Annotated in this window: 19 protein-coding genes and 1 tRNA gene; 9 read left to right on the top strand and 11 right to left on the bottom strand. The window is 33.1% G+C overall.

The genetic code is table 11. The features are described 5' to 3' along the window. Window positions 1-177: 177 nt before the first annotated feature. The 11 genes from nuoL to ACFELW_RS02160 form a co-directional block, all read right to left on the bottom strand. On the bottom strand, window positions 178-2,097 hold the full coding sequence (nuoL, locus tag ACFELW_RS02210; RefSeq protein ID WP_375330299.1) for an NADH-quinone oxidoreductase subunit L: 1,920 nt from the start codon (window positions 2,095-2,097) through the stop codon (window positions 178-180). A 14-nt stretch (window positions 2,098-2,111) separates the two neighbouring features. Next, window positions 2,112-2,426 (bottom strand): NADH-quinone oxidoreductase subunit NuoK, encoded by a 315-nt coding sequence (nuoK, locus tag ACFELW_RS02205; RefSeq protein ID WP_250310654.1) that lies wholly within the window; start codon window positions 2,424-2,426, stop codon window positions 2,112-2,114. Beyond that, window positions 2,419-3,138 (bottom strand): NADH-quinone oxidoreductase subunit J, encoded by a 720-nt coding sequence (locus tag ACFELW_RS02200; protein ID WP_375330298.1) that lies wholly within the window; start codon window positions 3,136-3,138, stop codon window positions 2,419-2,421. The genes nuoK and ACFELW_RS02200 overlap by 8 nt, the downstream gene beginning before the upstream one ends. Window positions 3,139-3,154: 16 nt before the next feature. Then, a complete protein-coding gene (gene nuoI / locus ACFELW_RS02195) occupies window positions 3,155-3,634 on the bottom strand; it encodes an NADH-quinone oxidoreductase subunit NuoI (RefSeq protein ID WP_250312165.1) in 480 nt (159 codons plus the stop codon). A gap of 83 nt (window positions 3,635-3,717) precedes the next feature. Continuing rightward, window positions 3,718-4,647, bottom strand: coding sequence for an Rpn family recombination-promoting nuclease/putative transposase (locus tag ACFELW_RS02190; protein ID WP_375330297.1), 930 nt, complete (start codon window positions 4,645-4,647; stop codon window positions 3,718-3,720). A 21-nt stretch (window positions 4,648-4,668) separates the two neighbouring features. After that, on the bottom strand, window positions 4,669-5,223 hold the full coding sequence (locus tag ACFELW_RS02185; protein ID WP_375330296.1) for a hypothetical protein: 555 nt from the start codon (window positions 5,221-5,223) through the stop codon (window positions 4,669-4,671). Window positions 5,224-5,476: 253 nt separating this feature from the next. Then, entirely contained in the window at window positions 5,477-6,493 is a 1,017-nt protein-coding gene (gene nuoH / locus ACFELW_RS02180) for an NADH-quinone oxidoreductase subunit NuoH (RefSeq protein ID WP_094649104.1), read from the bottom strand. Then, window positions 6,490-8,553 carry an NADH-quinone oxidoreductase subunit NuoG gene (gene nuoG, locus ACFELW_RS02175; protein ID WP_375330295.1) on the bottom strand — a complete coding sequence of 688 codons (2,064 nt, stop codon included), beginning with the start codon at window positions 8,551-8,553 and terminating at the stop codon, window positions 6,490-6,492. The genes nuoH and nuoG overlap by 4 nt, the downstream gene beginning before the upstream one ends. Before the next feature lie 271 nt (window positions 8,554-8,824). After that, the gene (locus ACFELW_RS02170) at window positions 8,825-9,139 is read right to left on the bottom strand and encodes an RNHCP domain-containing protein (protein ID WP_375330294.1); all 315 of its coding nucleotides are present in this window, start codon (window positions 9,137-9,139) and stop codon (window positions 8,825-8,827) included. A gap of 4 nt (window positions 9,140-9,143) precedes the next feature. Beyond that, entirely contained in the window at window positions 9,144-9,788 is a 645-nt protein-coding gene (locus ACFELW_RS02165) for a palindromic element RPE2 domain-containing protein (protein WP_375330293.1), read from the bottom strand. Beyond that, entirely contained in the window at window positions 9,785-10,858 is a 1,074-nt protein-coding gene (locus ACFELW_RS02160; RefSeq protein ID WP_375330292.1) for a mannose-1-phosphate guanylyltransferase, read from the bottom strand. Before ACFELW_RS02160 ends, ACFELW_RS02165 begins: the two co-directional genes overlap by 4 nt. An 88-nt stretch (window positions 10,859-10,946) precedes the next feature. Between ACFELW_RS02160 and ACFELW_RS02155 the strand changes: the two genes are divergently transcribed. From ACFELW_RS02155 to pnp, 9 genes are all read left to right on the top strand, one after another. Next, the gene (locus tag ACFELW_RS02155) at window positions 10,947-11,717 is read left to right on the top strand and encodes a LicD family protein (protein WP_375330291.1); all 771 of its coding nucleotides are present in this window, start codon (window positions 10,947-10,949) and stop codon (window positions 11,715-11,717) included. Between the two features lie 118 nt (window positions 11,718-11,835). After that, on the top strand, window positions 11,836-12,270 hold the full coding sequence (gene tsaE / locus ACFELW_RS02150) for a tRNA (adenosine(37)-N6)-threonylcarbamoyltransferase complex ATPase subunit type 1 TsaE (protein WP_094649111.1): 435 nt from the start codon (window positions 11,836-11,838) through the stop codon (window positions 12,268-12,270). Window positions 12,271-12,658: 388 nt separating this feature from the next. Next, window positions 12,659-13,422 (top strand): IS5 family transposase gene (locus ACFELW_RS02145; protein WP_375329714.1). Its coding sequence is split into 2 segments (ribosomal slippage): window positions 12,659-12,991 and window positions 12,994-13,422, totalling 762 coding nucleotides; the frame shifts between segments, so codons are not numbered across the junction. A 15-nt stretch (window positions 13,423-13,437) separates the two neighbouring features. Beyond that, window positions 13,438-14,835, top strand: coding sequence for a sodium:solute symporter (locus ACFELW_RS02140; protein ID WP_341758838.1), 1,398 nt, complete (start codon window positions 13,438-13,440; stop codon window positions 14,833-14,835). Continuing rightward, window positions 14,819-16,801: an excinuclease ABC subunit UvrC gene (gene uvrC / locus ACFELW_RS02135; protein ID WP_375330290.1), complete on the top strand. Its 1,983-nt coding sequence runs from the start codon at window positions 14,819-14,821 to the stop codon at window positions 16,799-16,801. Before ACFELW_RS02140 ends, uvrC begins: the two co-directional genes overlap by 17 nt. Window positions 16,802-17,058: 257 nt before the next feature. Further along, window positions 17,059-17,133 (top strand) — tRNA-Thr (locus tag ACFELW_RS02130). Between the two features lie 441 nt (window positions 17,134-17,574). After that, the gene (gene truB, locus ACFELW_RS02125; RefSeq protein ID WP_375330289.1) at window positions 17,575-18,468 is read left to right on the top strand and encodes a tRNA pseudouridine(55) synthase TruB; all 894 of its coding nucleotides are present in this window, start codon (window positions 17,575-17,577) and stop codon (window positions 18,466-18,468) included. A gap of 20 nt (window positions 18,469-18,488) precedes the next feature. Next, complete coding sequence (gene rpsO / locus ACFELW_RS02120; RefSeq protein ID WP_375330288.1) at window positions 18,489-18,758, top strand: 30S ribosomal protein S15; 270 nt, start codon at window positions 18,489-18,491, stop codon at window positions 18,756-18,758. 65 nt (window positions 18,759-18,823) lie between these two features. Then, window positions 18,824-21,067 (top strand): polyribonucleotide nucleotidyltransferase, encoded by a 2,244-nt coding sequence (gene pnp, locus ACFELW_RS02115; protein ID WP_375330287.1) that lies wholly within the window; start codon window positions 18,824-18,826, stop codon window positions 21,065-21,067. The last annotated feature ends 19 nt before the right edge of the window (window positions 21,068-21,086 follow it).

The following is a 21,086-nucleotide window of genomic DNA, read 5'->3' as shown; positions in this document are numbered from 1 at the left end:
TAAAGTAAAAAACGTCTATTAGCGAGAAGGATTAAGCCAAGAAGCAATCCTTTCTAATCATTTTCCTGGATTGCCGCATCGTCGCTCCCTTGCAATGACGTTTTGGGCTTTATAACAATACTATTAATTTTAATAATATATATTGTAGCATAATTACTATTCAACACAAACTATATTTTAATAAATCTGCTGTAAAACTATAAAAAAAGTAATATAGGCAACTACAAATAAAACTATATACATGGTGTAATTAAATATGTAGCCTGTTTGCGATCTACTTACCAAAATCCCAAAGTAATTTACTGTTTTGGCAAAATTACTTGGACCAAATCTATCAATGACTCTTTGGTCGATCAAATTCAATAGCTTACTTAAGTTGGCAACTAATCTTACTATCAGCAAGTCATACACTTCATCAAAATAATATTTATGTACCAACAATTTCCTCATAAATGTTATTTTCACTTTATCAATAATATTCTTATACAAATAAATACCCAAAACAATACCCATTAATCCCAAAACCATTGGCAATAATTTTATATAAATAGGTGGATGATTTGCTAATCTTTGATAAATATGAATATTGAATATACTATCAAGGAAATAACCATTTGGTTTGTCAAGAGCAAGAATATAATGACCTATCATCCCCGCAACAAAACTACCTACCACTAAAAGATTAAGTGGCAGATTCATAATATTGGGTGATTCGTGAGCGTGATTAAATTGCTCTATAGTTAATCTAGTTTTGCCATGAAATACTAATAAGATAATTTTCATAGAATAAATAGCAGTCAAAATTGCCGCCACAATTCCAAGAATAAACACTGTAGTACCTATGACCCCACCGCTACTATATGCTAGCTCTAAAATAGCATCTTTTGAATAAAATCCAGCTAAAGGATAAATACCGATCAGTGCCAGTGAGCCGATTAAGAAATTACAGTAAGTAACTGGCATTTTATCTTTCAAACCACCCATCTTAAAAATATCTTGCTGATGACAAGCGTGAATAACACTACCAGCTGATAAAAATAATAAAGCTTTAAAAAATGCATGAGTAACTAAATGAAAAATACCAGCATTATAAGCTGATACACCGCAAGCAAGAAACATATAGCCAAGCTGGCTACAAGTGGAATAGGCAATAATTTTTTTTATATCATTCTGCACTATGGCAATAGTTGCCGCAAATATACAGGTAATACCGCCAATAATAGCAATAAAGCTCAATACCCCTACACTATATTCAAATAAATAAGAACACCTAGCTACTAAAAATACTCCAGCTGTTACCATAGTTGCAGCATGAATAAGTGCTGAGACTGGCGTTGGACCTTCCATAGCATCTGGTAGCCATATATGTAAGCCAATTTGAGCCGACTTGCCCATACATCCAAGGAATAATAGCAAACAGACTATGTCAATTATCGATACTGTAAAACCCCATATACTCAATTGTATATTAGACAATAATTGGGCTTTATCAAATACACTAGCAAAATCAACTACCCCAAAATAAACAATAATGGTAATAATCCCCACTATAAAGGCAAAATCCCCTATCCTATTGACGATAAAGGCTTTAATTGCTGCTTTATTTGCCGCTTCTTTTTGATACCAAAAACCAATTAATAAGTACGAACATAAACCAACACCTTCCCAACCAAAAAATAATTGGACAAAATTATCGGCTGATACCAAAGCTAGCATAAAGAAGGTAAATAATGATAAAAATGATAGAAATTTAGGTAACCCTTGATCATCTGCCATATAGCCAAGAGAATAAATATGTACCACCGCTGAAATCCAAGTAACCACTATAAACATAATAGCGGTCAGCTGATCGACATAAATTGCCCAATCTATCTTCATCTCACCAATTACTAGCCATTTTGCTAAAATTAGATGAATAATGGCTTTGTTTATTGCCACATTATAAAATATAAAGCTAGCGAATATTGCCGCTAAACTTATTGCAATAGTGGCAATGCAAGCTGCTTGCTTCTTGCTAAAACACTGACAAAACAAACCATTAATCATACCAGATATTAATGGTAACATTACCGTGAATATTGCTAATGCATTTACCATACCAATTCCTAAAATTACCCTTTCATCTGATTCATATCACTCAGCTCTATCGAACCTTTATTTCTAAAATAAACTAATAATATTGCAAGACCTATAGAAGTCTCGGCAGCTGCTATTGTTAAGATTATTATACTAAAAATTTGACCCGATATCTCATGGGCATAAGCAGAGAATGCGACAAAATTGATGTTGACAGCTAGCAGCATCAATTCAATCGACATCAGAATTGTTATGACATTCTTACGATGCATAAACAAACCGACCATTCCTATACTAAAAATCAGTGCCGACAAAATTAAATAATGTTCCAAAGTAATAGTACTAATCATATTGAATTTCTTCCACTCCTTCACTTAAACGCGGTTTAACCATTAATATACAATTATCCTTGTTTTTAGCATGTTGCTTGGCAATATCCTGCCTCCTAACTCCACTACGATGCCTAATAGTTAGAGTAATACAAGATATCATTGCCATAAATAGAATAATACCTGAAATTTGGAAAGGTAACATATATTCAGTATATAGTACCTGCCCAATAGCATGAGTATTAGAGTCAATTGATGAGAAGTTGGAGACGTTGTCGCTCGTTACTCGCCTATTACTTGTAGGCGTCGTTCCATCGCTCTTAGCCCCAAATTCTCCTGAATTGACTATAGTATGGTTAGCTATCTCTGAAGAGTCCATATTATCTAACACTATACCTTGTACACCTAAGCAAATTATCAAAACAAGATCAGCAAACATAATGAGTGCTACAGTCATACTGATCAATAAGTTTTTTTTGAATTGTACAATAATATCCACAAAACGAATATTCAACATCATTATAACAAACAAAAACAATACTGCTACCGCTCCAACATATATTACAACCAACATCATTGCTAAAAATTCTGCTCCTAATAGAATCATTAGCCCTGAACCGTTACAGAAAGTAAAGATCAGCCATAACACAGAATAAACAGGATTTTTACTCATGACCACCAAAACACTACTTATAACCATTAGCCCGGCAAATAAATAAAAAAACATTTCCATAATTATCTACCCATAATTATTTATATTTATAATCATTATGTAGCTTAATTGCTAATTCTTGCTCCCACATATCACCATTCTTCAATAATTTTTCTTTATCATAAAGCAATTCTTGATGACTAATAGTAGCAAATTCAAAGTTAGGACCTTCCACTATCGCATCAACTGGGCATGCTTCTTGGCATAGACCACAATAAATGCACTTAGTCATATCAATATCATATCTAGTAGTACGCCTACTACCATCTGCTCTTTCTTTTGCCTCAATAATAATAGCCTGAGCTGGACAAATTGCTTCGCAAAGCTTACAGGCAATACAACGCTCTTCACCATTAGCGTAACGCCTTAATGCATGTTCACCCTTAAATCTTGGGCTTATCCGCCCCTTCTCATAGGGATAATTTATCGTTACTTTAGGTTTAAAGAAATACCTCAAAGTTAGACTAAGCCCTGATAGTATTTCAAATAACAAAAAAGACTTCAGGTAATTAATTATTTTCATTTCATTATACACCAAAAATTTGTAGCACTAAGTATGTTTTACAATTTATTTTCTTGTTAGTTTGTTAATTTATTTAATTACAAAAGATATCCAGGGTCATTTTTATTTTCCAATAATTCATTAATTCTGGTAACAGATAGACCCGTCATTTTCGCTACTTCCTCAATAGAACTGCCATTTTCTATCATCATTTTTATTAATTTAGCTTTACCTTCTTCTCTACCTCTGACTTCACCAATTTGGATACCTTCTACTCTACCTTCTTCTTTGCCTTCCCTCCGTGCTTTCTTGAGAGTGTTAGCTTCAATACGTAGCCATTTCAGGTGTTCTTCATATGAATCACGTTCTTCTTTAGTGAAATTCATCACATCCAGAACTGTCAGGGCTTTTTTTAGGCTAGCATCATTTAACTCTTTAGGTAAATTATCTTTGTTCAGCAAATCATGTCTCGTTAAAAAAGTACTCCATCTATCAAGAGAGGTTTTTACCTTTTTTACTATGTCTGTCAGCTGTTCCTTCGGATTATTAGTAAACTTATTTAGCTCAATAGTATGCAATTCTAAATCTTTGAAATATAACAAACCACTATCTTTTTCTACTATATGAAACACATTATGATATTTATTTTCATGTAAAATAGAGGTAAAGTTTAATATATGAATACCAATGGCTTTCGATAAAGTAGCATAATCCTCTGCATTCTTTAATTGCTCAGTATATAACTTTGCCCAATAATATAGAGCCCTTTTGTCATAATCATCCGCATCAGTAATTTGCATTTCGATATTAAATCTTTTGCCATCTTTTCCTTGAGCTTTAATATCTAAAATTGACAATTTATCGCTCTTGAAATTTTTTGGATTATATGGATTGAGAAGTTGTACTTCTGTTACTTGGTCTTCTCTAGATACAATCGAATTGATTAGCGAAATAAGTAAATCCTTATTCTCTTCAACTCCAAAGATTTTTTTAAAAGCAATATCAACCCTAGGACTAATATTTGACATAAATCTAACTCTATATTTATTTTAACTAGTAATCATGACTTTTATACAATCTGCTAAAGGGTATTTTTCTCTTTGCAAACGTATATTATGTTCAAAATATCTGAACATCCCACCGTAACCTTCCATGATGATTTTTCCATCCATAAAATACGAGATTAAACTGTAACATAGGCAGATATGCTCGCTAAAGCCGTTGTCACGGATTACCTCTACATATTCAATTATTTGCTCAACTAACTGAAAATTAACAAAATGTTCATCTGCGGCTAATTTTATTATTTCTTCGCCGTTCTTAGTTTTTGTTAATTTTTCAATAACCTCTTGCATATTGCTATGTTTTTTACTTGTGTACATTTGGAATTGAGCATCTAGAAAATCCACTAGGTTTCCTTCAAGAGTTTGTGGTTTAATTTCCCAGTAATATACGTCATTATCTTCACTATAATTATAATAATCAAGATTTAGTTCATCGTTTAATCGCCTGGTAATATGCTCAACTGTTATATCTGGATACTTTATGCGTCTCTTATCGACTGCAATATTTTGCACTATGCCAACGGTTAAATATGTTCCCATAAAATTCTCCTATAAAATTCATTTATAAATTAACTAATAAAGGTATTCATTACTTACTCGCCTTACGCATAAACCCCGTGGCAATTAAAAAATTGCAGAATTAAGTACAAGACGCCATTACGAGACCACGCAAGTAGGTCGTGGCAATCCACATTCATTGCTTTGTCCACCACCACCAGTGGCACCTCGCTAATAGTGTCAGGTTGTTTTCCCTATGACTTTTAAATGCCATGCGTAAGGTGAATTATTTTAGCTAGTTTGGTAAATTACCAGTAAACATTAAAACACTTGATACTAACACCACCCAAAATAAAGTAAAAGGTAAAAATACTTTCCAACCTAAACGCATTAACTGGTCGTAACGATATCTAGGTAATGTCGCTCTTATCCATAAGAAACAAAATAATAACAACCCAACTTTTACTATAAACCAAATAAATCCTGGTATAAAATTCAAGAATTTAATGCCAAAAGGCGGGAAATAACCACCTAAGAAAAATGTTGTGGTCATACCGCTAGCTAAAATCATATTAGCATATTCACCAAGAAAAAATAAGGCAAAACCCATCGAAGAATATTCAACATTATAACCAGCAACCAGCTCAGATTCAGCCTCTGATAAATCAAAAGGCAATCTATTAGTTTCTACAAGTACTGATATGAAGAATATTACTGCCATAGGTAACAACATCAAATCAACCCACCAAGGCAATAATTGTTGCCTTTCTATGATTTCTGAAAGATTAAGAGTTCCAGTCGTTAAAAGTACAGTAACAATCACCAACCCTATAGATACTTCGTATGAAATCATCTGAGCCGACGAACGAATAGCCCCAAGGAAAGCATATTTCGAATTACTTGCCCAACCAGCTATGATTATACCATAAACCCCCAATGATGAGATTGCCATAATATATAAAACACCAACATTGATGTCAGCTAATACCAGTTTTTTATCAAAAGGTATCACTGCCCAACCAATTAAACTAAGCACAAAGGTAACCATAGGAGCCAAGGTGAATAATATTTTATCAGCTTGCTTTGGTATAATTGTTTCTTTAAATAATAGTTTTACTGCATCAGCAATTGGTTGCAACAACCCAAAATATCCAACGACATTTGGACCTTTTCTTAACTGCATTAAACCTATTACTCTTCGCTCAGCATAGGTCAGATATGCTACACACAGCAAAAGAGGAATAGTGATAGATAGGACTTTCAATGCCACAATAATTAACGGCAATAGATATTGTTGAAATAACGATATCATGCAACTTTTTCCCTTTCTTGTTTTGATTCCAAACACTTTGCCATAGTAATAGATGCCCTACTAATTGAATCTGTCATGTAATAATTTATCGGTTTAGTAACTATATCATAGTTAAGTAATTTATCTGTAGAGGTAAATTTTATAAAGTCACCACTCATTATTTCAGAAATATTGTCAAATACTGGAAACTCTGCTGCCAACTTATTTCTTATTTCAACTAAATTATTCATACCAAGATTTAGCCCTAAACCACTGGCTAGGTTATTTATAATAAGCCAATCTTCTTTTGCTTGTCCTACTGGATTAGTTGCCGCCCTAGCATATTGTGGTCTTCCTTCAAAATTTAGGTAAATAGCATCTTTCTCTGTATAGCTACTAGCAGGAAAAATAACATTTGCTGCATTTGCTCCATTATCACCGTGATGCCCTTGATATACAACAAAAGATGATTTGATTTTACTCATATCAATCTCATCACTACCTAGTAAATAGACAAATTTGATATCACCTATTTCTGCCTTTTGTAAAATTTCATAAACCCCATTACCATCACCCTTAGCACTAGAATTTTTAGGGCTAAAACCTATATCTAAACTACCGACCATTGACGCATGGTTATGCAATATATTAAAACCATTCCAATCCTCTCTAACTATCTTATATTTATCCACCATCTGATGAATGAGTGCCAAAATAGCATAACCATCCTCCCGAGAATATACTCCATCACCAATGATTATTATTGGATTTTTTGCGGCTGCCAACTCCTTAGAAAATTGATGGTCTCCTGATATTATTGCTTTAATTATTTCAGGGCTAGCACCTAATTCATTGATAGAATAAGTTTGATCGCTAATATTACCAATTCGAGCTATTTTTAACCTACCCTCTCTTTGTAATATACCAATACTAGCATTAAGGACTGGAGCTATTTGCCTAATATTTGCCCCAATTAACAAAGCAAGATCAGCTTTTTTAAGTCCAGAAATCGTTGTGTTAAATAGATAGTTTCCTCTACTAGATCGGTCTATTTTATAATTAAATTGATTACTATCAAAATTATTACATCCTAGCTTCTGTAACAATGTTTTTAATAAAAACATTGATTCGGTACAGGCGAGTGTTCCAGCGATCGCCGCCATTTGATCACCGGCAAGCGATTGTAATTTTTGTGCTACTATGGCAATAGCGTCATTCCAAGAGGCTTCAACTAATTTACCATTTTGTCTGATATACGGAGAATCTAACCTTTGATATTTCAAACCATCATAAGCAAATCGTGCTTTATCGGATATCCACTCATCATTAATGTCATCATTAACCCTAGGTAATATCCTCATTACTTCCTCCCCCCTACTATCGATCCTGATATTACAACCTTGGGCATCAAATACATCTATTGATTCAGTTTTCTTTAATTCCCAACTACGAGCTTTAAAAGAATAAGGCTTTGAATTTAATGCTCCAACTGGACAAACATCGATAATATTGCCTGACAACTCTGAAGCAAGACTACGCTCAAGGTAAGAGGTAACTTCCATATGCTCTCCTCTATAAAGAGCTCCTATTTCCTCAATTCCAGCAATATCAGTGGCAAACCTTATACATCTTGTACATTGTATGCATCTAGTCATTTGGGTTTTAATCAAAGGTCCCATATATTTGTCTTTGACTGTCCTTTTATTCTCCAAAAATCTAGAACGTGCTCCACCATATTTAAATGCTTGATCCTGTAGATCACACTCACCTCCTTGGTCACAAATATGACAATCTAGAGGATGATTGATCAATAGAAACTCCATTACCCCTTCACGAGCCTTTTTAACGCCGATAGTATTAGTATGGATCACCATACCTGGGGCAACAGGCGTAGCACAAGATGCGATAGGTTTGGGAGATTTTTCCATCTCTACCAGGCACATACGACAATTACCAGCAATTTTCAAACGTTCATGAAAGCAGAAATGGGGGATTTCTATACCAAGCTTGCTGCAGGCACGAAATACGGTTGTACCCTCTTCTACTTCAATTTCAATATCATCTATAGTAAGTTTTATCATTTATGTTCATATTATAGTTTTACATTATGTCAAAATTATATATTCTTCTATAGTCAATTGATAAGAAGTTGGTGACGTCGTCGATCCTAGCCCCAAATTTTCCTGAATTGACTACAATTTTGAAGAATTGGCTTCACAAAACTTCGGGATATTCGTGTGTGAGACAAGGTTTATTCCGCTATGCGATCTCCCCTTGTTTATTACCCTTATAATTCAAACTATTTGAAGTATACCATATTATATACTAGTCACTAATCTAAATTTTTCAATTTTACAAAAATAACTTATAACTAAAAATATTTAGCAAATTTTCTACATTATCAGTATCAGCAAGTTTATTATTTTTATATTCTCGACATTTAAGGCATTTATGGGTTAAGACCAAACCTTTTTTACCATCTATTTTATAAGAAATTGGTTGCATTAGCCCATTACATTCAGACGCTCTATCGCCAGGATTAATATCTACATGCTTACTGTAGAAACATATTGAGCAATGATTAGTATAACCATTGCCTTGGATAAATTCACCACACATCTCGCAATTAAAATCTTCTTTATTTCTATAAAACTTTTTTGCTACCATTAACTTAACTTATTATTTGGATATATTTCTTAATCATCCTTTTTACTGAATCATCCAGCAGGAGTTCTTGGTGATTGCCAGCAAAATCTAGCCACCTTAAATCATGTGATTCGGCATTTTTTACAAAACAATCGTTACAAACGGTTTTTAATAAAAATCTCACATCATAATGATAATGCTCCTGCTCTTTAGCATTATAGTCAATTGATGAGAAGTTGGGGACGTCGTCGCTCATCGCTCGCCTATTACTTATAGGCGTCGCTCCATCGCTCCTAGCCCCAAATTCTCCTGAATTGACTATAGTAGGAATAAAATGAACATCTATATCGTAAATTTGTTTAGAAACTGCCTCAATATCTAAAATTCCAGACTCTTCTTGAGCCTCTTTAATTGCTACAGCTAAAAGATTCTTATTACCATCACAATGCCCTCCTGGCTGCAACCATTTACCCAATTTACGATGATGCATTAATAAGAATTTTGTCTTATTAGAATTAAGCAAAAATCCTGAGCTAGTAAAATGCCCTTCTTTTGTCTCTCTACTAAAAGGATTTTCACAATTATCTAAAAAGTCTAACATCCTTTGTTTATACTCATTTTCTTCTTGAAAATTGCTGACATAATTTTTTATATTCTCACGCAAGTTCATAATATTTCTTTTCGTCCAATTTCGGTCATTTCTATTACCAGCTGCTTTATTTTTCTGATTTCTGACTTATTTGAGATCAGTAACGCATCTTTAGTATTAATAATTATTATATTATCCATTCCTATTACCGCAGTAAGCTTATTATTAGAGCTAATATATGAATTGGTACTATCAATGTTGATCACATCACCTTCACAGTAATTATTGGTTGTATCTTTCTCTTGCATTTGCCATAAAGAATGCCAATTACCAATATCATTCCAACTAAAATTGGCTTCTATCATAATCATTTGCCTAATATTTTCTATTATAGCATAGTCTAAAGAAATTGGTGTAATATGTAGATATGGTTCTAAAGCAAGAGTTATATTACCACAATTTTTAGTTGCAGAATAATATGCTTTATATGCATGTTTAAATAGTTCCTTTTGCCATAATTTAGCCTGCTCTAAAATAAAATCTATATTAAAAATAAAAATTCCTGAATTCCAAAAATATTTGCTATTTTTATATTTGTCATTTTCTTCTAAATAATTTTGTGCCTGTTGAATAGTAGGTTTTTCTACAAATTGTTCAGTTTTATAAATTCCATCTGCTAATAACTTCTTTATTTTAATATAACCATATTCGCTATTTGCAAAACTAGGTCTAATGCCAATAGTACAAATACCAAATTTTGCCAAATAATTCAAAGATTTATTAATAGTATCTAAGTAGTTATTAACATTGTGTATATAATGGTCAGAAGGCAGCAATATAATCGTATCATAGCCATTATTCTTTGCTTGAATAGCTGATATAATCGCACATGATGCTGTATTTTTAGCCACAGGTTCTATTATTAAATCTGCTTCTATATTTAGCTCTCTAAGTTGCTCCTGTGCTATTGATTCATAATCCTTAGCAATTATTAAAGTTGGTTTGCCTAAAGTTTTATTGGTAATCAAAGTTTTTTGGATTAAACTAAAATTATCAAATATTCTGATGAATTGTTTAGGTTGCATTTGTCTCGATAATGGCCATAATCTTGTTCCTAGACCACCAGCCATAATTACTGGTTTTATTTTCATCGCTATTAATTGTATTAATTTCCAACTAATTCAATTAATAGTATAAAATATATGACAAGTCTACTAAAAATAAATATAAGAAACCTGTATGCACAAAAAAAATAAAAAAACTAATAAATTTTTCTTTAAAGTAGTTGGGATAATTATAATTATCTATGGTTTGTATCGAGGTTATGTAGAGTTTTATGATCACCAATGGAGGTATGTGACTCCTACCGACCAACAAGTACAGAAATATACAATTAGTGCAGATACAGCCCTACACTTATACCAATTAATGAAAGACACTCATGAAATATTGACTAAACATAACATAAATTATTGGATTGAGGGCGGCACGCTTCTTGGAGCAGTAAGACACCAAGGTATTATACCTTTTGATGATGACTTAGATATTGGCATAATGCATGCTGATGAAATCAGATTACAAGACATATTAACGGATTTCACAGAGTTAGGTTATAAAGTTCGCCATCAAGATTTTTACACAATATGTGATAAGAGATGTATAGATATATTTATCTTTCGCCAAAAAGGTAACAAATTTTTATATAGTAATTTTAGAACACTACATAGATTTCCCAATGATTTCTTTTATATAAATGAATTATTTCCACTGAAAAAATATCAATTTGGTGAGATTGAAATTTATGGTCCTAATGAATCTAAAGGAAATTTAGATAGAGCTTATCCGGAATGGGATAAATATGCTGTAATTCAACAACCGCATAATTTTCATGTTACCCTTTCACCTATTGAACAAAAGACTAAATTTATTTTAACTCCGAAATTATTAGAACCAGCTAAACCAACTGGCCCTTTAGAAAATCGGGTAATTCCCAAACCATTAATTAAATAGTTAGTTGAATTCAACAGAATCGAGGAATTAGAATAAACACTGTTAATATTTGATGTTATAGGATTAATATGTTAGACTATACTTACTTGTGGATTAAACATCAAAATTTGAAGGCTTAATGAAGTTTCAAAAAGAGTCGGTTATTTTAAATAACGAACAAGACTCTATATCGTTTGCACAAACTATCGCTAAAAATTTAGAGTCTAATAAAATTATAACTTTTTCAGGTGATTTAGGTTGTGGAAAAACATTTATCTGTCGAGAGATTATAAAGCATTTTTGTGAATCTGATATTAATATCAGCAGCCCTACTTTTAATTTGTTACAAATCTACAAGACTTCAAAATTTATGATTTATCATTTTGATCTCTACCGTTTAAATTATTTAGAAGAAATTTATGAACTAGGTATAGAAGAAGCCTTGCAGGGCAATATTTGTCTAATTGAATGGCCAGAAATAATTGAAGAAATATTACCGCCACCTATAACTAAAATTCATCTACAAATACTCGAAGATAATAAACGATCTTGTAGTATTTATCATTTCTCATAATCTAACCTCAATTCGGGATAAAAATAAGCAATATCACAAAAATAATGAATACAGCTATTAGTGGAGCAAAAATATCTGTTATAGTCAATTGATGAGAAGTTGGTAACGTTATAAATCTGATTAGTATTTAACCTCAGAGTCATTGCGAGGAGCTACTTTAGTAGCAACGAAGCAATCCAGAAAACGAGTAGAAATGGATTGCTTCGGAGGCTTATGCCTCCTCGCAATGACAGCATGATGGGTACTTATTCGACACTAATTCAGGTTATACGAAGTATGTTTGAGTTTCAATTCAACAAAAAATAATTAGGGCGTGTCATCAATTAAGTTGACATAAATATTAGGATGAGGCAAATTAGATATTGGTAAAAAAATAAGAAGGTGACCAATGCGCAGATATGCTTTAAGAGATGATCAATGGGAAAGGATAAAGGATATTTTACCTGGAAAAGAAGGAGACGTAGGAGCAAGTGCCAAAGATAATAGATTATTCGTAGAAGCTGTATTATATAGATATCGTGCTGGTATACCGTGGAGAGACTTACCAGAAAGATTTGGAGATTTTAGAGTAATTCATACAAGACATACACGTTGGAGCCAAAAAGATGTATGGAAGAAGGTTTTTGAACTACTTGCACAAGATGCAGATAATGAATATAGTATGATTGATTCAACGATTGTTAGAGCACATCAACATAGTGCCGGAGCTAAAAAAAAGTCATAGTAGATGACCAAGCAATAGGTCGTAGTAAAGGTGGTTTATCAACTAAAATTCATGCAACTGTTGATGCTTTAGGAAATCCGACAGCTTTTTATTTAACCCCTGGTCAGTCGCATGATTTACAAGGTTCTGATGCTTTAATGGAAACTTTGACAAAAGCGGATACCGTAATTGCAGATAAGGCTTATGATGCTAAGGCAAGAATGAGGAATAAGATAAAAGATAAGAATTGCACTCCTGTAATTCCATCCAAGAAGAATCGTAAATTTCCTGTAGAATATGATGTAGAGCTTTATAAGTATCGTCATTTAATTGAAAATTTCTTTGCAAAACTTAAACAATCTCGAGGCATTGCTACGCGTTATGATAAACTAGCTCAGAATTTTCTGGGAGCAATTTATTTGGCTTCTTCTGTAATATTACTTAATTGATGACACGCCCTAGTAATGACCATTGATAATATTATTGTATTACTATATTTGATATCGATACTTGTTATTGGTATCTACTATAGATCTAGACTTAGAGGTTTTGCCAATTATGCTACCGTTCAAGACAAGATTAAAAATAGCAGGATATTATTAGTTGCAACTATTTTTACTTCATCGGTTGGCGGAGCTACTACTTTGGGTATTGCAGAAAAAGCTTTTTCTGGTGATTTATCGTATAGTTATGGACTGATACTCTCTCTGCCAGTCGATATACTAATAGCTATTTATCTTGTGCCCCAAATAACTAAACATTATGGAGCAGAAAGTGTTGGCGATATAATGGAAAAATATTATGGAAAAACAGGACGTTTTATTGCCGGCATCACAACTATTATGGTATCTATAGGCTTTGTTGCTGCCCAAATTAGTGTTAGTGGATATATTTTTCAATATATTTTAAAAATTAACTACTTAGAAGGAACTCTATTAAGTTATGGGATTGTTATTATCTACACAACTATTGGTGGGTTACAATCAATTATGTTTACTAATTTACTACAATTCTTCGCGATGATAATTGCTTTGCCAATTATTGCAATATGTGGTCTTAACAAAATTGGTATTAGTGATTTTATCAACCAATTACCTATTGAAAAAGTATATTTTATTCATCATAATAATTTTGCCAGTGAGCTATTTATTAATACGATAACCGCTATGCTAGGATTTTATGTAATGAACTTATATCCTATTTTTATTCAAAGAGCTTTAATTAACAATAATGCCAAAAAGACTAGTAATGCTATATATATAAAATCAAGTATATATGCTATATTTTTAATATTTATAACCTTAAATGGGTTAATCGCCTATAATCTTTACCCCGACTACTCTTCTAATTTAGCATTGCCACACCTAATTGATCAAATAGTTCCTTCAGGGTTACAAGGCTTTGTGATAATTGGCTTACTTGCATCAGTAATGTCTACTGCTGATTCTGATTTAAATGTTACCTCAATAGCTCTAGTGAAAGACTTGTTGACTCCTATTTTTAAAATACAGAATCAAAAGAAATTATTGCTAATTACTAGAATTACTAATGTTGTAATCGGAAGTTTTGCCATAATCATCGCTTTAAAATTTGATAATGTAATTGATCTAGTAGTGTTTATCACCGGGTCTTGGGGACCAATAATATTAGTTCCTCTAATATTTGCCTTTTTCAACATCACTATAACACAAAGAATGATGATTCTATGCGGATTAAGTGGAGCCTCCTCTTTCTTCATTTGGACATATTTTTTTGCTAGTAATTTTCGACTAAAGGGTGTCTTTATTGGTACTATGTGTAGTTTGTTAGTTTTTTGCATAGGATTACTTAGAAAAAGGCTCGGTTATGTTACAAAATTCTAAACTTATAGGCAGTGATTTAATAAGATATCACCTCGAGAATGCACCTAGCCTGCCTGGAGTTTATAAAATGCTGAAAGCTGATCGGCAAGTTATCTATGTAGGCAAAGCTAAGAATCTAAAAAAACGTCTTACTAACTATATTAAAACTGATCTTGATAATAAAACAATATTAATGATCTCTCTAACGCATTATTTAGAGTATAATGTTACTAATTCTGAGGTTGAAGCTTTATTGCTCGAAGCCCAGTTAATTAAAAAATTTCAACCTAAGTTTAATGTATTACTTAAGGATGATAAGTCTTTTCCTTATATTAAATTACGCTTAGATGTTGATTACCCACAATTAATTAAATATAGAGGAAAGAACTTATCTGGTGGCGAGTTTTTTGGTCCATTTGTTTCCTCAGAGCAAGTCGATACTACCTTAAAAGAATTACAGAAAATTTTTAAATTACGGTCTTGTAGTGATAATTATTTTAACAATCGCAAACGCCCTTGTTTACAGTACCAAATTGGTCGATGTTCTGCCCCATGTGTTGAGAAAATTAGTAAAGAAAATTATAGTGAACTAGTATGCCAAGTAAAGAATTTCTTAAATGGTAAAACTAAAGAATTACAAAAAACTTTATCTCACAAAATGGAAGAATTAAGTATACAATTACGTTTTGAAGAAGCTGCCGAAATACGAGACCGAATAAAAGCACTAAGTTATATCCAACTAAAATCAACTTTATCTAGTAATTCTATTAAAAACGCTGATGTTATAGCTATTGTTGAAAAGAATAATTGTTATTGTATTCAGCTATTTGTATATAGATTTGGTCAGTCTTATGGGAATATAGCGTACTTTCCGTTTCATACGGATGGTAGTAATAAATCAGAAATATTGACACAATTTATAAATCAATTTTATCAAAATGCTCAAATTCCGAATGAGATAATTATAAACCATCCTATCATTGATTTAGAATTAGTAACCAAGGCTATTAGACAATTGAGTGGGAATAGTAAATTTAACATCAGACTATACTCGAATGATCTGGAGAATGGGGACAATAAACAAGGGGTGAGCGAGCGGAGCGTAGATGAAGTATGTAAGTACGCCAATCCCCCGAAGTTTTGCGGAGCCAATTCTTCAAAGCATTCGAGTATAAGATTATTAGAAAATGCTGAGTTTAATGCCCAGTTATCACTTAATCAGCATTTAAAACAATTTGCTAAAAATCAAATTATCTTTCAACAAATACAACAATTATTCGATCTGCCTACCATACCAGATAGAATTGAAGTTTATGATAATAGTCACATTATGGGAACATTTGCCGTAGGTAGCATGATTGTTGCTAACCAATCAGGTTTCGATAAAAAAGAATATAGAATTTTTAATATATCTATTCCCCAAGGGAATTCCCAAGGTGATGATTATGAGATGTTAAGAATCGTCTTAACAAGAAGATTTACTAGATTAAAAAAAGAACATCTACCAAATGAGCATGCAAGTACCAACTTCTCATCAATTGACTATAAAACTTTAATGATTATCGATGGAGGCAAGGGGCATCTATCTGTAGTACAAAAAATAATGAAAGAATTTGATCTTAAAATTCCAGTTGTTTGTATGTCAAAAGGACCTGACAGAAATGCTGGATGTGAACAATTTCATATGCCTAATAAAGAGGCTTTTACAATCGATAAGAGTCTTCCGGTCATGAAATATTTACAAATTTTGCGGGATGAAGCACATAATTTTGCTATAAAAAACCATAGGCTACGCCGTTCCAAAGCCATTAAAGTTTCTAGTCTAGATGACATAAGTTCAATTGGTGTCACCCGAAAGAAAGCCTTGTTACATTATTTTGGCTCATATAAAGCAATATGTGATGCCACTATTGATGAATTATCTAAAGTCAATGGTATAAGCCAAACCCTTGCAAAAAACATTTTTACATCGTTACATAATAAATAGGAGCTATTTTAGTAGCGACGAAGCAAGATTAATGGATTGCCACGACCACTACATGGTCTCGCAATGACGTTTGGTGAGTAGATTGCTACGTCGCCGCAAAGCGGCTCCTCGCTAATAGACACTTGGCAAGCAGATCTTTTATTCATTATAAGAAAATAGCAAAAAACCGTAAACGCTCAATAATTTTAAAATTTTTGCTTGACCAATAAAACAAAATATGTCAAAAAGATCATATATTTTATAGAATCTAAAACTATGCCGCTATAGCTCAGAGGTAGAGCACACCATTGGTAATGGTGTGGTCGAAGGTTCAATTCCTTCTAGCGGCACCATATATCTCAAACTTTGTGAGCATTCACAGAAAAAAAGTTAAAGTACAAGACGTCTATTAGCGAGAAGGCTTAAGCCAAGAAGTAATCAATTTATGGTCACTTTTTTGGATTGTTTCGTCACTATAGTTAATTCAGGAGGATTGGGTAGCAGGAGCAATGGAGCGACACCTATAAGTAATAGGTGAGCGACGAGTGACGACGTCACCAACTTCTCCTGAATTAACTATAGCCGTTCATCGCAATAACGCCTTGTATACAGGTATTATCGTCATTGCAAGACCATGTAATGGTCGAAGCAATCCACATAACAAGCTTCATGGATTGACACGACTTACTTGCGTGGTCTCGCTAATAGACGTCTTGTACTTTTCTACAATTTTTAAATTGCCACGGGATTTATGCGTAAGATGAGTTACTAATCTAAATATAAGGATGCTAATAATGTTTCATCTTAATAATTATTGGCTTAATATCTATAAACCTAAGGGCATCAGCTCAGCAAAGCTTGTTTCTATAGTTAAAAAAAACCTTTTAGGAGTTAAAGTTGGTCATTGCGGAACCTTGGATGTTGAAGCGGAAGGGGTATTACCTTTGGCAATTGGTGAAGCAACAAAATTAGTACGAATTCTGGTAGATGCAAAAAAAACCTACATTTTTACGGTGCAGTTTGGTAAACAAACTGATACAGCAGATGCCTCAGGTAAAGTAATAGCTGTTACTGATCATATTCCTAACGAAACCGATTGTCATAATATCTGTAAAAAATTCATATCTACGATTAAACAGCGTCCTCCTGCCTTTTCTGCTATAAAAGTTAACGGTGTTAGATCTTATAAATTAGCTCGAGAAAATTTGGCAGTAGAATTAACCCCTAGGAATATCCAAATATATAATTTGGAATGTCTTAATTTTGATCATCAAAATAATCAAGCTACCTATAGGGTGGAATGCTCTAAGGGAACGTATGTAAGAACTTTAGCAGAAGATATTGCTTTATCCTTGCAAAGTTTAGCATTTGTGCTAAAATTACAGCGTACTAAAGTTGGAATATTTACAGCATGTAATGCTATTAAATTAACAGAACTTGATGAACAAAATCAAGGAATAAAAGAATTTATTGAAAAAAGAAGTATAAAAATTGAAGCAGTACTGGACGACATCCTGGTACTTGATGCTACTACTGACCAAGCTAAAAAAATTATTTATGGTCAGAAATGTTATTTTGATTGTCTTGAAAAGATTGAATTAGTTTGGATTCGATATCAAGACTCTCTGTTGGCAATTGGTAGCTTGAGTGAAAATTGCTTTAATTCTTTACGAGTATTTAACCTATAAAATAAACATGGAGATTACTGATGTCGGTTACAACACAGCGTAAGCAACAATTAATTGCAGAATATGCTACTAAAGAAAATGATACTGGTTCTAGTGAAGTGCAATGTGCAATTCTAACTGAAAGAATCAGCAATTTAACAGAGCATTTTAAAACTAATCACAAAGATTTTTCCTCGAGAAGGGGATTATTAATGTTAGTTGGTCGTAGACGTCGATTATTAGATTACATCAAAAAACAAAGTTTAAACAGATATTTGTCGTTGATCAATAAACTAGGAATAAGAAAGTAAAATAAAACCCGGCTAAAGAATCAAAAATTAGCCGGGTTTTTTTGTTAATTAAATAAGGAAAAAGAATGTTTGAAGAAATAGTTAAAACAATAGAATTAGGTGGAAGAACACTTGAATTAACGACTGGTAAAATTGCTCGTCAAGCTGATGGAGCAGTTATGGTAAAAATGGGAGGAACTGTCTTATTATGTACTGCCGTAAGTGCCAAAGAGCCAAAAGAAGGAATAGGATTCTTTCCTCTTACTATCCATTATAAAGAAATGGCATTTGCTGCTGGTAAAATACCAGGGGGGTTTTTTAAAAGAGAAGGTAAAGGATCGGAAAAAGAAGTATTAGTCTCACGCTTGATTGACCGACCAATTAGACCATTATTTCACCCAGCTTTTCTTAATGAAACGCAAGTAATCTGTACTGTTCTTTCATATGACCCTGAGTGTAATAGTGATATACTAGCAATTATTGGAGCATCTGCTGCATTAGCTTTATCTGCAGCACCATATCAACATATAGTAGCAGCCAGCAGAGTCGGTTTGATAGATGGTAATTTTATCCTAAACCCTTCATTTAACCAGTTAAAGACTAGTAAACTAGACTTAGTAGTGGCAGGAACTGACACATCAGTTATGATGGTTGAGTCTGAAGCCGATCTATTGTCCGAAGAGCAAATGTTAGAAGCTATTGAGTTTGGTCACAAGGCATTACAGCCTGTAATCGAATTGATTAATGACTTAGTAAAAATTGCTGGAAAACCTAAATTACAGCCTACTAGCTTGTTCCCTGCTAGCTTAAAAGAACAAATTAGCAGCATAGTGCAAGAAGATATTAAGCGGGCTTTTGCTATTAAATTAAAACAAGAAAGACTATTAGCGGTAAAGAACATTTATGATATAATTAAGCGGCACTTTGCAGAAGATATTGCGAATAATAATCTTACTAACTCACAAATTGAATTTGCTCTTAAAGAAGTAGAATCAGAAGTACTGCGTCAGGACGTATTAAAGAAAAATACTCGTATAGATGGTAGAAAGCCTGCCGACATAAGAAACATAGCTTGTGAAATTGCGATATTGCCAAAAACACATGGTTCAAGCTTATTTACTAGAGGAGAAACACAAAGTTTAGTAGTTACTACACTTGGCACTGGTCAAGATGAACAAATTATTGATAGTTTAGACGGCGAATATAAAGAGCGTTTTATGCTCAACTATATTTTCCCTCCTTATTCAGTAGGAGAAGCAACGCCAGTAAGGGCTCCTGGTCGCAGAGAAATAGGTCATGGCAAACTAGCATGGAGAGCCATTAACCGCATGTTGCCAACTAAAGAACAATTCCCTTATACCATTAGGGTAGTGTCAGAAATTACCTCCTGTAATGGCTCATCATCCATGGCTACTATTTGCGGTGGTTCAATGGCACTTATGGATGCTGGAGTGCCGATCAAAACCCCTATAGCAGGTATTGCTATGGGCTTGATAAAAGAAGGCGATAAATTTGTAATTTTATCTGATATTATTGGGGATGAAGATAATCTTGGAGATATGGATTTTAAAGTAGCTGGTGGTACGGAAGGTATAACCGCCCTACAAATGGATATTAAGATATCTGGCGTAACATTTGAAATAATGAAGCAGGCTTTAGTTCAAGCAAAGAGTGGTCGTATTCATATTCTACAAGAAATGGATAAGGCTATTAATAAAACCAATAACCATGTTAGCCAATACGCTCCTTGTATTTATAGCTTTAAAATTGATAAAGATAAAATTAGAGATGTTATAGGACCTGGTGGTAAAGTAATACGTGAAATTTGTGATACAACGTCAGCTAAAATTGATATAAGTGACGATGGTAATGTAACCGTTTCTGCGATAGGCAAAGAAAAGCTAGATATGGCAATTGCCAAGATTAAGTTAATTGCCATTGAACCTGAAATTGGCGGCATATTCAATGGAACAGTTGTCAAAATATTAGAATCCGGAGCGTTTATCAATTATTTAGGTAATCGTGATGGATTTATCCATATTAGTGAAATCTCGAAGGAACGTATTGAGTCTGTGTCTAGTGTTTTAAAACATGGTGATGTGGTAAAAGTTAAACTTATTGGTTTTGACAATAAAGGCAAAGCCAAGTTAACCATAAAAAATATTGACGCTACCGTTACTCCAAACGTTACGACTAATCATAAATCTGAGCCTTATAAAGATAACGCTGATATTAATAACAATAAACGGGAATCTGCCAAAAAATGGCAAAATAACAAACCATCTAATGAAGATGAAACAGTAACTAAAGAACGGAAATACTTTAATTAACTCACACTACTAACCTTTC

This window comes from Candidatus Tisiphia endosymbiont of Nemotelus uliginosus, from assembly GCF_964264755.1.
In the GTDB taxonomy this organism is placed as follows: domain Bacteria; phylum Pseudomonadota; class Alphaproteobacteria; order Rickettsiales; family Rickettsiaceae; genus Tisiphia.
This window is presented reverse-complemented; position numbering and strand designations above follow the sequence as displayed.